Annotated in this window: 12 protein-coding genes and 1 pseudogene; 9 read left to right on the top strand and 4 right to left on the bottom strand. The window is 68.7% G+C overall.

What is annotated here, in order from left to right; genetic code table 11:
• Nucleotides 1-14 precede the first annotated feature (14 nt).
• Together ggt and ACN6PJ_RS11060 are read right to left on the bottom strand one after the other, a co-directional pair.
• The gene (gene ggt, locus ACN6PJ_RS11065) at nt 15-1,610 is read right to left on the bottom strand and encodes a gamma-glutamyltransferase (RefSeq protein ID WP_427995904.1); all 1,596 of its coding nucleotides are present in this window, start codon (nt 1,608-1,610) and stop codon (nt 15-17) included.
• 24 nt (nt 1,611-1,634) lie between these two features.
• Nucleotides 1,635-2,609 (bottom strand): Bug family tripartite tricarboxylate transporter substrate binding protein, encoded by a 975-nt coding sequence (locus ACN6PJ_RS11060; protein ID WP_427995903.1) that lies wholly within the window; start codon nt 2,607-2,609, stop codon nt 1,635-1,637.
• A 155-nt stretch (nt 2,610-2,764) separates the two neighbouring features.
• Between ACN6PJ_RS11060 and ACN6PJ_RS11055 the strand changes: the two genes are divergently transcribed.
• Nucleotides 2,765-3,421: a GntR family transcriptional regulator gene (locus ACN6PJ_RS11055; protein ID WP_427995902.1), complete on the top strand. Its 657-nt coding sequence runs from the start codon at nt 2,765-2,767 to the stop codon at nt 3,419-3,421.
• Between the two features lie 54 nt (nt 3,422-3,475).
• Entirely contained in the window at nt 3,476-3,967 is a 492-nt protein-coding gene (locus tag ACN6PJ_RS11050) for a cupin domain-containing protein (protein ID WP_427995901.1), read from the top strand.
• Between the two features lie 39 nt (nt 3,968-4,006).
• On the opposite strand, the gene ACN6PJ_RS11045 is transcribed toward ACN6PJ_RS11050, so the two are convergent.
• Entirely contained in the window at nt 4,007-4,906 is a 900-nt protein-coding gene (locus ACN6PJ_RS11045; RefSeq protein ID WP_427996055.1) for a DMT family transporter, read from the bottom strand.
• 292 nt (nt 4,907-5,198) lie between these two features.
• Here ACN6PJ_RS11045 and ACN6PJ_RS11040 point away from each other — a divergent pair, with 292 nt between their 5' ends.
• On the top strand, nt 5,199-6,467 hold the full coding sequence (locus ACN6PJ_RS11040; RefSeq protein WP_427995900.1) for an MFS transporter: 1,269 nt from the start codon (nt 5,199-5,201) through the stop codon (nt 6,465-6,467).
• A gap of 6 nt (nt 6,468-6,473) precedes the next feature.
• Here the strand turns inward: ACN6PJ_RS11040 and ACN6PJ_RS11035 are convergent, their stop codons facing one another.
• Nucleotides 6,474-7,346, bottom strand: a complete 873-nt coding sequence (locus ACN6PJ_RS11035; protein WP_427995899.1) for an NAD(P)-dependent oxidoreductase — start codon at nt 7,344-7,346, stop codon at nt 6,474-6,476.
• A 213-nt stretch (nt 7,347-7,559) separates the two neighbouring features.
• Here ACN6PJ_RS11035 and ACN6PJ_RS11030 point away from each other — a divergent pair, with 213 nt between their 5' ends.
• From ACN6PJ_RS11030 to ACN6PJ_RS11005, 6 genes and pseudogenes are all read left to right on the top strand, one after another.
• Nucleotides 7,560-7,952, top strand: coding sequence for a Zn-ribbon domain-containing OB-fold protein (locus tag ACN6PJ_RS11030; RefSeq protein ID WP_427995898.1), 393 nt, complete (start codon nt 7,560-7,562; stop codon nt 7,950-7,952).
• On the top strand, nt 7,949-9,109 hold the full coding sequence (locus ACN6PJ_RS11025) for a thiolase (protein WP_427995897.1): 1,161 nt from the start codon (nt 7,949-7,951) through the stop codon (nt 9,107-9,109). Before ACN6PJ_RS11030 ends, ACN6PJ_RS11025 begins: the two co-directional genes overlap by 4 nt.
• 8 nt (nt 9,110-9,117) lie before the next feature.
• Nucleotides 9,118-9,807: a 3-oxoacid CoA-transferase subunit A gene (locus ACN6PJ_RS11020; RefSeq protein ID WP_427995896.1), complete on the top strand. Its 690-nt coding sequence runs from the start codon at nt 9,118-9,120 to the stop codon at nt 9,805-9,807.
• Nucleotides 9,804-10,466: a 3-oxoacid CoA-transferase subunit B gene (locus ACN6PJ_RS11015; protein ID WP_427995895.1), complete on the top strand. Its 663-nt coding sequence runs from the start codon at nt 9,804-9,806 to the stop codon at nt 10,464-10,466. The genes ACN6PJ_RS11020 and ACN6PJ_RS11015 overlap by 4 nt, the downstream gene beginning before the upstream one ends.
• Nucleotides 10,456-11,640, top strand: a pseudogene (locus ACN6PJ_RS11010) (acyl-CoA dehydrogenase family protein); the annotation flags it as partial. The gene ACN6PJ_RS11015 and the pseudogene ACN6PJ_RS11010, both read left to right, overlap by 11 nt.
• The gene (locus tag ACN6PJ_RS11005; RefSeq protein WP_427996054.1) at nt 11,620-12,753 is read left to right on the top strand and encodes an acyl-CoA dehydrogenase family protein; all 1,134 of its coding nucleotides are present in this window, start codon (nt 11,620-11,622) and stop codon (nt 12,751-12,753) included. The pseudogene ACN6PJ_RS11010 and the gene ACN6PJ_RS11005, both read left to right, overlap by 21 nt.
• The last annotated feature ends 11 nt before the right edge of the window (nt 12,754-12,764 follow it).

Below are 12,764 nucleotides of genomic sequence, written 5' to 3'. Positions count from 1 at the left end.
GGTTCGGGCCGTGATCAGAAGCCCACGGCCTGGCCGTCCCGCCGCGAATCCGACGCGGCGACGTATCCGCCTTGGGGCAGGCGGCAGATCAACTGCGCCGAGCCGAATTCCAGGCTGTCGGCGGGCGCTACCGCGACGTTGTGGCCGCGCGCGCGCAGCGCATCGACCACGTCCGCGGGCAAGTGCGTCTCCACGTTCACCACGGGGCCTTTTTCCACGCGGAAGCGCGGCGCGTCGCTCATGGCCTGCGGGTTCTGACCGAACGCGGCGAGGCGCGTGACCATCTGCATATGCCCTTGCGCCTGCATCGACCCGCCCATCACGCCGAACGACATCACGGGCTGGCCGCCGCGCGTGACGAACGCCGGAATGATGGTGTGCATCGGCTTTTTGCGCGGCGCGACCTGATTGGCGTGGCCCGGCGTAAGCACGAAGTTCAGGCCGCGGTTGTGCAGGCTGATGCCGGTGTCGGGCACGACGACGCCGGAGCCGAAGCCGTGGTAGTTCGATTGGATGAAGGACACCATGGTGCCGTTGGCGTCGGCCGCCGTCAGGTACACCGTGCCGCCGGTGGCCGGCGTGCCCGCCACCGGCACGCTGGCGCGGTCCATGGAGATCAGGCGCGCGCGCTCGGCAAGATAGGAGCGGTCCAGCAGCGCATCCGCGCTGGTGCGCATATGGCGCGGATCGGCGACGTGCTGGTGCAGGTCCGCGAAGGCCAGCTTCATCGCCTCGATGCTGACGTGATAGTAGTCCGCGCTGTCGCGGCCCATCGCCTCCAGGTCGAACTGCTCCAGCATGCCCAGCGCCATCAGCGCCGAAATGCCCTGGCCGTTGGGCGGGATTTCGTGTAGCTCGTAGCCGCGGAACGACTGGGAAATGGGCGTGACCCATTCGGGGCGGTGTTCAGCCAGGTCCGTGGCGCTGAGCGCGCCGCCGGTCTGGCTGGCGAAGTCCGCGATCTTGCGGGCGAGGTCGCCGCGGTAGAAGCTCTCGCCGCCGCTTTCGGCGATCTCGCGCAGCGTCTTGCCCTGTGCCGGGAAACGCCACCATTCGCCGGCTTGCGGGGCGCGGCCCTGCGGCAGGAAGGCCGCGGCAAAGCCCGGTTCCTGCGCGAGCTTGGGCGCTTGCGTGGCCCATTGGCGGGCGATGGTGGGCGAGACCGCGAAACCCTCTTCGGCATAGGCGATGGCGGGTTCGAACAGTTTGGCGAAGGGCAGCTTGCCGAAGCGCTCGGACAGCGCTTTCCAGCCGGCCACCTGGCCCGGCACGGTGACCGTGCCCCAGCCGGTGCCGGGCATCGCGTCGCGGCCGGCGAAGTATTCAGGCGTCCACGCCGCGGGCGCGCAGCCGCTGGAATTCAGGCCATGCAGGCGGCCGTCGTGCCAGACCAGGGCGAACATGTCGCCGCCGATGCCGTTCATGACGGGCTCGAGCACCGTCAGCGCGATCGCGGTCGCGATGGCGCTGTCGACCGCGTTGCCGCCGGCCAGCAGCATGCGCAGGCCGGCCTGCGCCGCCAGCGGCTGGCTCGTCGCGACCGCGTTGGCGGCCAGGACGGGCATCTTCTTGGAGGCGTACGGGAAAGACCAATCGAAGGGGGAAGACATGGGTGCTGGAGCTCGTCGTGGAAATTACTGCGGCGTGATGCCGGCCTGGTCGATCAACTGCTTGGTCCGGGGAATCTCGGCCTTGATGAAGGCCGCGAACTCCTCGCGGGTGCCGCCTCGGGGCTCGGCGCCGGTTTCCGCCAGCTTACTGCGCAGCGCGGGATCGGCAAGCACTTTGTTGACCGCGCGGTTGAGTTTGTCGAGCACGGGGGCGGGCGTGCCCTCGGGCGCCACCAGGCCGTACCAGGGCGCGATGTCGTAGCCGGCGTAGCCTTGTTCGGCGATGGTGGGGATGTCCGGCGCCAGCGCCGAGCGCTTGGAGTTGGACATGCCCAGCGCCAGCAGCGCGCCGCTCTTGGCCTGGGGCAGTCCCGTCATGATGGTGTCGAAGTACATCGAGACCTGGCCGCTCAGCAGTGCGGGAATGGCCTCGCCCGCGCCCTTGTAGGGCACGTGAAGGATGTCGATCCCGGCTACCGACTTGAGCATTTCGCCGGCCATGTGCGAGGTCGTGCCCGTGCCGAACGAGGCATAGGTCAGCTTGCCGGGGTTGGCGCGGGCATAGGCGACCATTTCCGGAAGCGTCTTGAAGGGCTGGGACGGATTGGCCAGCAGGATGTTGGGTGTGTAGGCCACCATCGAGACCAGCTCGAAGGCATCGGGATCGTAGGCCAGGCGCTTTTGCAGATAGCGGTTGGTCACGATGGCGGCGGGACCGCCCATCAACAGCGTGTAGCCGTCCGGCGCCGAGCGCGCGACCGAGGCGCTGCCGATGGCGGCGGCGGCGCCCGGACGCGCCTCGATGACGAAGGGCTGGCCCAGTTCCGTCGATAGCGCCGCGCCCAGCTGGCGCGAGATCAGGTCGGTTGCGGAGCCGGCCTGGAAGGGCACGACGATGCGCACGGGATGCTGCGGCCAGTCGGTGGCCTGGGCGCCGGCCTGGGCCGCGAAGGCCATGGCCGCGGCGCCTGCGAGCGCCTGGATGAGACGGAACTTCATGGATTCCCCTTGATCGCGTTATGGAAAGCGTGGGGGGATTAGACGCAAAGCGAAGGGCGCCAACCATTGGTGTTTGCATCCATGGATCATTGGATCCAATTTATGTTATTTTTGCGTTTATCTATCATGGCGGCTTTCCGAGCCGTGGAACGACAATGCTGCAATTCCAGAAGACAGCGATCAGCGCCGAAGACGAGGCATACCTGCACCTGCAGCGGGAGATCCGGCTTGGGCGCTATGCGCCGGGCCAGCGCCTGGTGCCGGAGGCCGTGGCCGCCGAAATCGGCACCAGCCGCATGCCGGTGCGCGGGGCCTTGCGGCGCCTCGCGTCGGAAGGGCTGGTCGAAATCCGCGCCAACCGCGGCGCGGTGGTGCGCGGCCTGAACCAGCAGGAAATGCTGGAGGTGTTCGAAATGCGCTCCGTGCTGGAAGGCCTGGCCATGCGCAACGCGGTGCTGCACATGAACGCCGAGCATATCCGCCGCCTGTCGAACTCCCTGGAGCTCCTGGAGCAAGGCTCGGGCGAAGCGCTGGACTGGACCACCGCCCACCGCGAATTCCACGAGTACCTTTGCAGCTTCTGCCAGCAGCCCCGCCTGCTGCGCCAGATATCCGAGTTGCATTCCGTCGTCGAGCCCTACATGCGCCTGTGGGCGGCCCAGCCCGGACGAGTCATGCGCGTGCGCGAATCGCACCAGGAACTGATCGACGCTTTGCGCACGCGCGATCCGGCGCATTGCGAGGCCGCGATGCGGCAACACGTCCTGAACACCGTGCCCGCATTGCAGGCGTTCCTGGAACAGGCGGCCTAGGGCGCAGGCGGCCTTGCTTTAGACTGGGGACGTCGCATCGAGCCGAGCCCCGCCATGTCCGAATCCGCCGCCACCCTGATCCGCCGCCTGGGCCTGCTGCCGCATCCCGAAGGCGGCCACTACCGAGAAACCTATCGAGCCGCCGGCACGGTCATACGCGCCGATGGCGCGCACCGCGCGGCCAGCACCGCCATCTATTACCTGTTATGCGACGGGGCGTGGTCCACCTGGCATCGCATCCGCGCCGACGAGCTCTGGCATTTCCACGCGGGCTCGCCGCTGCATATCCACGTGCTGGCGCCGGAGGGCGGCTACAGGCGCCTGCGGCTGGGCAACGCGCTGGAGGACCCGGGCGCCGAATTCCAGGCGGTCGTGCCGGCCGGCAGCTGGTTCGCCGCCGAGCTGACCGAGCCGGACGGCTATGCGCTTGCCGGCTGCACCGTCGCGCCGGGATTCGAATTCAGCGAGTTCGAACTGGCCGACGCCAGCGAGCTGCGCCGCCTGTACCCGGCCCAGGCCGGCCTGATCGCGCGCCTGGCGCACTAGGTCCCGTTCGCACGGAAAGCAGCTTCGCACAGGCCGCAATCAGCCCGTGCCTTGCGCGCCCGGCGCTGGGGCTCGGGGCTTCTTCCGGCCAGGCAGCTTGGCTTCGCTGGCAAGAACGCCGGCGACGATCAGCCCCGCGCCCACCAGGGCAAGCGCCGGCAGGCGGTCGCCCGCCAGGCGCCCCACGATGCCGCCCCACACCGGTTCCCCCGCGTAGATGACGGTGGCCCGGGTGGGCGAAACGGACTTCTGCGCCCAGTTCATGGTCAGCTGGATGACGGCGCTGGCCAGCCCCAGGCCGATGGCCGCGCCCGCCCACAGCCACGAGAACGCGGGCGCCGCTTCCCCCATGGCCGGCATCAGGGCGAAAGAGACCAGGCCCGCCGTCAGCAGCTGCACGGCGGTCACGCGGCGGCTGTCCACCGACTTGGCGAACAGGCCGATCAGGATGATTTCGGCGGCGATGGCCGCGGCGCCCGCCAGCGTCGCGGCCTCTCCGGCGCTGAAGCTCAGCGCGCCAGCCTGGGGACCGGCCAGCAGGATCAGGCCGGTGAAGGCCAGCGCCACGCCCACCCAGCTCATCAGGCCGGGCGGCTTTTTCAGCACGGCCCATTGCAGCAGCGGCACGATGGGCACGTAAAGGGCCGTGATGAAGGCCGACTGGCTGCTGGTGATGGTCTGCAGGCCATAGGTCTGCAGGAAGTAGCCCAGGAACAGGGCTGAACCGATGGCGATGCCGGCGCCGATTTCGCGGCGGGTGATCGCCGCCATGTGCCTGCGGAACAGCAGCAGGGACATTCCGCCCGCGATCGTGAATCGCACGCCCACGAAGAATAGCGGACCGCTGTGCTGCATGGCGATGTGGATGACGAGGAAGGTGCTGCCCCACAGCATGGTGACCAGCACCAGCGCGATTTCCTGGCGGGACAGGGCGAACATCGATGTCTTGGGTGTCACGGTTTGCTTCGAGTGCTACGAGTGTGCGCAATATACTGCGCCGCGCCGGCCCCGGTGACCGCTCATCGAACAGGTTTTGGGGGCTTCCCGCTTTTTCGCATATAGCGGGGAGTAATATGACGCGTCCGACGGCCGGTGGCCGCCGGGAAAAAAAAGCCGATTCACGCCTCGTCCTTCCAGCTTGCCGTCAGCGTTGCCTTGCGCGCGCTCCCGGCCTCGTTTACGAACCCGGGCGCGCAAGCGGCCACAAAGAAGATATCGAGGAGAAGCATACGTGGACAAGCAAGCGTCGGGCGGCTGGTATTTCGGCTGGAACATCGTTGGCGCCGCTACGGTACTCACCCTGTTGACCGTCGGCCTGCGCATGGGCATCGGGCCGTTCTTCCTGCCGATGGCGGAAAGCCTGGGCTTCACGCGCAGCACGCTGTCGGGCATCGTGGCGGTCGGCATGCTGTGCTATGGCCTGGGCATGCCGCTGGCGGGATACCTGGTCAGCACGCAGGGCACGCGTTTCGTGCTGCTCGCGGGGGCGGCCATCGTCGTCGCGTCGTCCATCTGGACCGTATTCGCCACCGGTCCCATCGAATTCCTGCTGTCCTTCGGCGTGGCGCTGTCGATCGGCCTGGCATTCACCAGCCCGGTGGCGCTGACCCCGGTGATCAGCCGCTGGTTCACGCGCCAGCGCGGCATGGCGCTGTTTTTCCTGTCCACCGGATCCATGGCCGGGATTGCGCTGATGACGCCCACCCTGACCTTCGCCATCTCCGCCGTGGGGTGGAAGGAAACGCTGCTGGGGTTCGCGGTGCTGTTCGCCCTGCTGACGGTGCCGGTGGCGCTCTTCGTCATGCGCGACGAGGCGCCGGAACACACGGACCTGCTGCCTCACCAGATCGTGGGCAAGACGGGAAGCGCCAGGCCCGCCGCCAGGCAGCCCGCGCCCAACGTGCGCGCCGCCCTGCGTTCGCTGCCGTTCTGGCAGGTGGCGCTGGGGCTGTTCGCCTGTGGGTTCAGCATGAACCTGCTGGGCACGCATGGGGTGCCCATGCTGATGGACCACGGCTTCGACGCGACCACCAGTTCGCTGGGCATCGGCCTGATCGGCCTGGTGGCGATCTTCAGCACGCTGGTCCTGGGCCGGCTGTCCGACCAGGTCGAGCGGCGCAACATTCTCGCCGCCATCTACCTGGTGCGCGGGCTGGGGTTCTTCGCGCTGGTCATGGTGGGCGCGCATTGGGAGCTGTACGCCGCGGCCACCATCGGCGGCGTCGTGTGGGCCGGCAGCGTCGCCCTGTCGTCGGCGATCCTGGCCGACGTCTATGGCATACGCCTGGTGGGGGTGCTGTACGGCCTGGCCTACCTGGGGCACCAGGTGGGCGGCATGATCAGTTCATGGCTGGGCGGATGGGCCTTCGAAGCCTTCGGCACGCATTGGGTCGCCTTCGGTTCGGCTGGCGTGCTGCTGCTGGCGGCGGCGCTGATTTCCCTGCGCCTGCCCGGGCGAGGCCTGTCGCGCGGACAGGTGGCCGCCGCCGGCGGAAACTGAAGCAGGCTAGCGGTCTTTCAGCAGCGACACCAATTCGGGCACGTAGCGTTCGCCGCCGCCCTGCGTCACGGCCTGGTCGAAGGTGTGCTGCACGGCGGCGCCGATTTCCCGCACGGCGCCCGTTTCCGCGGCCATGGTGTTGTAGTAGGACAGGTCTTTCTGCGCGTTCGACATGAAAAAGCGCAGCGACGACGGGTCCTGCTCGAGCAGATAGGGCTTGATGCGCTCCAGCGCCACGCCGCCGCCGCCGCCCTTGGCCAGCACGTCGGCAAACACGGCGGGATCGATATCCGAGCGCAGCGCGCAGGCCGCGGCTTCCGACAATAGCGCGACGACCCCCAGCGATACGTAGTTGTGCAGCAGCTTCATGCGGTGGCCGGCGCCGACGGGGCCGGCGTGGGTGATGTTCTCGGCGAAGCAGGCCAGCAGCGGCCTGCATTCTTCGAACAGCGCGGCATCCCCGCCCACCAGCAGATTGAGCCGGCCTTCGGCGGCCTCTTTCGGGGTGCGCGTCATCGGCGCGTCCAGGAAGCGGCCCCCGGCTTCGGCCACCGCCTGCGCCACCTTTGCGGTGGAGGAGGGGATGGCGGTGGAGCAATCGATGATGACCGTGCCGGGACGGATGCCCTCCAGCACGCCCCCGGGCGACAGCAGCACGGCTTCGACCTGCGGGCTGCCGGTGACGCACAGGATGATCACGTCCGATTGCGCGGCCAGCGTGGCGCCATCGGCGACGCTGGTCGCCCCGGCGGCCTTGAGCGCGTCCAGCGGCTGGTTGCCGGGATGCTCGAGCACCGTCAGCGCGTGACCGTGCTTGACCAGATTGCTTGCGATGCCATGGCCCATGAGGCCGATTCCAACCATGCCGACTTTCGCCATCTTCCAATGCTCCTGCCATGTCATAAGGGTGCTTGTTATCGCGTAAATCTTACTCTGACTTGCGGCGCTTCGAATATGCCGAAAGAAGCCTTCGAATCTTTCGGATGGTAAGGGGGGGGAGCCATTCCTAAAATCGTTCCACTGCCGCGGGCCTTGCCAGGCGCGGATCGAAATACAACGGAGACAGCCGCCCCCTGGGCGGAACACATCAGCATGCCCAATACCGCAACAGAGCCGGCGCCCAGCGCCGAGCGCCACTATTTCGAGCAGCTCGCGCAGGGCCGCTTCGTCATTCCGCAATGCCAGGCCTGCGCCAGGCACCATTTCTATCCCAGGGTGGTCTGCCCGCATTGCGGTTCCGACGCCCTGCGCTGGGTCGAGCCCAGCGGCCGGGGCGAGGTCTATTCCACGACCGTCGTGCGCAGCAAGGGCGGCGACTACACCGTATGCCTCGTGGATCTCGACGAAGGCCCGCGCCTGATGAGCCGCGTGGTGGACATGCCCGTGGACGATGTGGCCATCGGCCTGCGGGTCCGCGCCAGGATCGACGAGGTGGATGGCGCGCCGCTGCTGGTGTTCGTGGGGCTGACGGGAGAAAGCGCATGAACCGGAGCTATCGCGGCGCGATCGCCGTTTTGGGCACGGGCATGGCCGGGCTGGGCGATTGCCAGGGCCGTTCCGAACAGGAAATCATCGCGCAGGCCTCCCGCCGGGCGGTGGCCGCCAGCGGCCTGAAGATGCAGGATATCGACGGCATCATCACTTCCAGCCTGACCTCGCCCTGGTGGGTGATGCGCATGGCCGAGTACCTGGGGATCCGTCCGCGTTTCTCCGACAGCACGATGTTCGGCGGTTCCTCGTTCATCGCCGACCTGAAGATCGCGGCGATGGCCATCGAGGCCGGCCAATGCGAGCACGTGCTGGTCTGCTACGGCGCCAATCCGCGCAGCGCGCCGAGCAGCACCCAGATCAACCAGATGCGCGCCGCGCTGGATCCGCAGCCCTACGAGCACCCGTACAAACCGTTCAATCCGGTCTCCAGCTACGCGCTGGCCGCCGCGCGCCACATGCACCAATACGGCACCACGCGGCGCCAGCTGGCCGAAGTCGCCGTGGCGGCGCGCAAGTGGGCGCAGCGCAATCCGGACGCTTTCCTGCGCGCGCCGCTGACGATCGACGAGGTGCTGGGCGCCAAGATGATCTCCGATCCCCTGACCGTGCGCGATTGCTGCCTGGTGACCGATGGCGCGGGCGCGTTCGTGGTCACGCGCGCCGACCGGGCCCGCGACCTCCATCCGCGTCCGATCTACGTGCTGGGCACGGGCCATGCGCACTGGCACCGCCAGATATCGTGCATGCCCGACCTCACCGTCACGCCCGCCGTGGACTCCGGCCGCGCCGCGTTCGCCGAGGCAGGCCTGACGCCCGCCGACATCGACCTGGTCGAGCTCTACGACGCGTTCACGATCAATCCCATTCTTTTCCTGGAAGACCTGGGCTTCTGCGCCAAGGGCGAGGGCGGCGCGTTCATCGGCGGCGGGCGCATCGAGCCGGGCGGCGATCTGCCGATGAACACCAACGGCGGCGGGCTGTCGTTCACCCATCCCGGCATGTACAGCATCTTCCTCGTGATCGAGGCCGTGGCGCAGTTGCGCCGCGAGGCGGGCGAACGGCAGGTGGACAAGGCCGACGTCGCGCTGGTGCACGGCAACGGCGGCGTGCTGTCCAGCCAGGCCACCGCCATTCTTTCCCATTCCCTGTGATGCACGCCATGATGAACAAGATTATCGATACCGCCGCCCAGGCGGTGGGGGACATCCCGGACGGCGCCACGGTCCTGGTCAGCGGCTTCGGCCTGTCCGGGCAGCCCGTCGAGTTGCTGGACGCGCTGGTGGAGCATGGCGCCGGCGACCTGACCGTGGTATGCAATAACAGCGGCGCCCGCGACAGCGGCCTGGCCCGCCTGATCCGGCTGGGGCGCGTGCGCAAGCTGATCGCCTCGTATCCGCGCGGCGCGGAGTCCCAGGCTTTCGAGTCTGCCTACGCGGATGGGTTGATCGACTACGAGTGCGTGCCGCAGGGCACGCTCGCCGAACGCCTGCGGGCGGCGGGCTCGGGGCTGGGCGGTTTCTTCACGCCCACCGGCTACGGCACGCTTCTGGCCGAGGGCAAGGAGACGCGGGTCATCCGCGGTGTGGGCCATGTGTTCGAAGAGCCGCTGCATGCCGATTACGCGCTCGTGAAGGCCTATTGCGCGGATCCCATGGGCAATCTCGTCTATCGCAAGGCGGGCCGCAACTTCGGGCCCCTGATGTGCATGGCGGCGGCCACCGCGGTGGTCCAGGTCCATGCGCTGACGGAGGCGGGGGGCATGGATCCCGAGCACGTCGTCACGCCCGGCATCTTCGTGCAGCGCGTGCTGCGCATTCCCGACGCCCAATTGACCGGAGTCCTGCAATGATCCAACGATATTCCCGCGAAGACATCGCGCGGCGCGCCGCGGCCGACATCCCGCCCGGTTCCTACGTCAACCTGGGTATCGGCCTGCCGGTCAAGGCCCTGGACTACTGGACGCCGGAGCATGGCGTCGTCGTGCACAGCGAGAACGGCATCCTGGGCATGCGGGCGCGCTCGGATGCCGATCCGGCCGATCCCGACCTGACCAACGCGGCCAAGCAGAACGTCGCCATGGCCGCGGGCGGCAGCTTTTTCAACCACGCGGACTCCTTCGCCATGATGCGGGGCGGCCATCTGGACTATTGCATCCTGGGGGCCTACCAGGTTTCGGAAACCGGCGACCTGGCCAATTGGTCGCTCGGCCAGCCCGGCGTGGCCGCGGCGGTGGGGGGCGCCATGGACCTCGCCGTGGGCGCAAAACGGGTCCACGTGCTGATGGAACACCTGACCCGCGACGGCCGGCCGCGGCTGCGCAGGCAGTGCGACTTGCCTCTGACGGGCGCGGCCTGCGTGGACCGGGTCTACACCGACTACGCCACGCTGGACGTCACGCCCGAGGGCTTCCTGGTGCGCGACATGGCCCCCGGCCTGACGCGCGAGGCGCTGCAGGCGGCGACCGGCGCGCCGCTGCGTTTCGCGGAGGACCTTATCGATGCCGCATGATGCCTCCCTCGATGCGTTCCGCGATGAGGTCCGCGCCTTCCTGCGCGAGCGCCTGCCGGCCGACCTGCGGCGCAAGGTGCTGGATCACCAGCGCCTGGACAAGCAGGATTTCCTGCGTTGGCACCGCATCCTGCACGAGCGCGGCTGGGTGGCTCCAAACTGGCCGGCCGAGCATGGGGGCGCCGGCTGGAGCATCGAGCAGCGCAACGTGTTCGACGAGGAGTGCGCCCTGGAGGGCGCGCCCGAAACCGTGCCTTTCGGCCTGCGCATGGTCGCGCCCGTCATCATGGCCTACGGCTCCGACTGGCAGAAGAGCCATTTCCTGCCGCGCATTCTCAGCGGACAGGACTGGTGGTGCCAGGGGTATTCCGAACCGGGCGCCGGCTCCGATCTCGCCTCGCTGACCACCCGCGCGCGGCGCGAGGGCGACGCGTTCGTGGTGAACGGCCAGAAAACCTGGACCACCTACGCCCAGTACGCCGACATGATGTTCTGCCTGGCGCGGACCAACCCGGAAGCCAAGGCGCAGGAAGGCATCTCTTTTTTCCTCATCGACATGCGCAGCCCCGGCGTGTCCTTGCGGCCGATCCGCACGCTGGACGGCGGCGAGGAGATCAACGAAGTGTTCCTCGACGACGTGGTGGTGCCGGCGTCGCACCTGGTCGGCGAGGTCGACCGCGGATGGACCTACGCGAAGTACCTGCTGTCGCATGAGCGTTTCGGCGCGGCGCGGGTGGGGCGCGCCAAGCGCGAACTGGGCCATCTTCAACGCCTGGCGGCCCAACGCAAGGCCGACGGCCGGCCGCTGGCGGAGGACCCCGTGTTCGCGCAGCGGCTGGCGCAGCTGGAGATCGACACGCTGGCCCTGGAGCACACCAATCTTCGCTTGATCGCGCGCGACCAGCGCGGCGCCGGACATGGCGCGGAAGCCTCGATCCTGAAGTACCTCGGGTCCACGCTGGCCCAGCGCATCAGCGAGGCGCTGGTCGACACGGCGGGCACGCACGCGCTCGCCTATCGCCCGGATGCGCTGGAGCGCGATTACGCGCAAGGAGGCCCGACGCCCGAGGAAGAGCTGGAAGCCATGCCCGGCTTCTATCTCAACCTGCGCAAGATTTCGATCTACGGCGGAACGGACGAGGTTCAGAAGAACATCATCGCCAAGCTCGCGCTGGAAGCGGCCGACGACTATGACGATGACCAGCGCGCGCTCGACGACGCCGTCGGACGATACCTGCAAGAAGAATACCCGCCGCCGGCCTCCCGGGCCGCGCTGCCGGCCGACGCGGATCCCGAAGCCTCGCCGCATTGGCGCGCCTTCGCCGGGATGGGCCTGCTGGGCCTGGGGCTGCCGGCGTCGGCCGGCGGCATGGACGGCGGGCTTGGCGAACTGTGCGTGCTGATGCAGCGGTTCGGCCGCCATCTGGTGGCCGAACCCTACGACGCCAGCGCGCTGCTCTGCGGCCAGTTGCTATCGGGCCTGCCCGACAGCGAGCGGACGCGGGCGCTTCTGGCCGGCATCGCCCAGGGCGCGGCTCCGCTGCTGGCCCACGCCGAGCCGGATTCGGATTGGCCGATGGACGGGCTGCGCGCCACGGCCAGGCGCGAAGGCGATGGCTGGCTGCTGGACGGAGTCAAGCGGCGCGTGCCCTATGGCGCGGGCGCTCGCCGGCTGCTGGTCACAGCCCGCGACGCCGAAGGGCCGGCCGTGTTCCTGGTGGAGGCCGGCGCTGCCGGGCTGGAACGCCGCGGAGGGGCCGGCCTGGACGGCCGTCCCTATGCGGACATCGCGCTGAAGAATTGCCGGGTCGGCGCGGACGCCCGCCTGGGGCCGGCGGGCGCCGCCCTGGAACAGGCGGCCGACGCAACGCGCATCGCGCTGTGCGCGGAAGCGCTGGGGGCCATGCAGGCGCTGCTCGACGCCACCCGCGACCACGTCGCCGCGCGGCGCCAGTTCGGCCAGCCGCTGGGCCGCTTCCAGGCCGTGCAGCACAGGCTGGTCGACATGCTGCTGGCTCTGGAGCAGGCGCGTTCTCTGACCTGGCTGGCGGCCGGGACCGACCCTTCCGACGGGCGCAAGCGCGCCCGCCTGGCTTCGGCCGCCAAGGCCAGCTGCGGCGCGGCCGCCCGCTATATCAGCCAGCAGGGCATCCAGTTGCATGGGGGCATGGGCATGACCGATGAGCTCGCCGTGGGCCATTACGTCAAGCGCCTGCTGGCCATCGAACACACGCTCGGCGATACCCGCCATCATCTCAACCGCTATCAGCGGCTGGCGACGGCCTGAGCCGCGCCGCC

Source organism: Achromobacter sp., assembly GCF_050285585.1.
GTDB lineage: Bacteria > Pseudomonadota > Gammaproteobacteria > Burkholderiales > Burkholderiaceae_B > Achromobacter.
The sequence above is the reverse complement of the archived record's forward strand: the minus strand, read 5'-3'. Positions and strand labels throughout refer to the sequence as shown.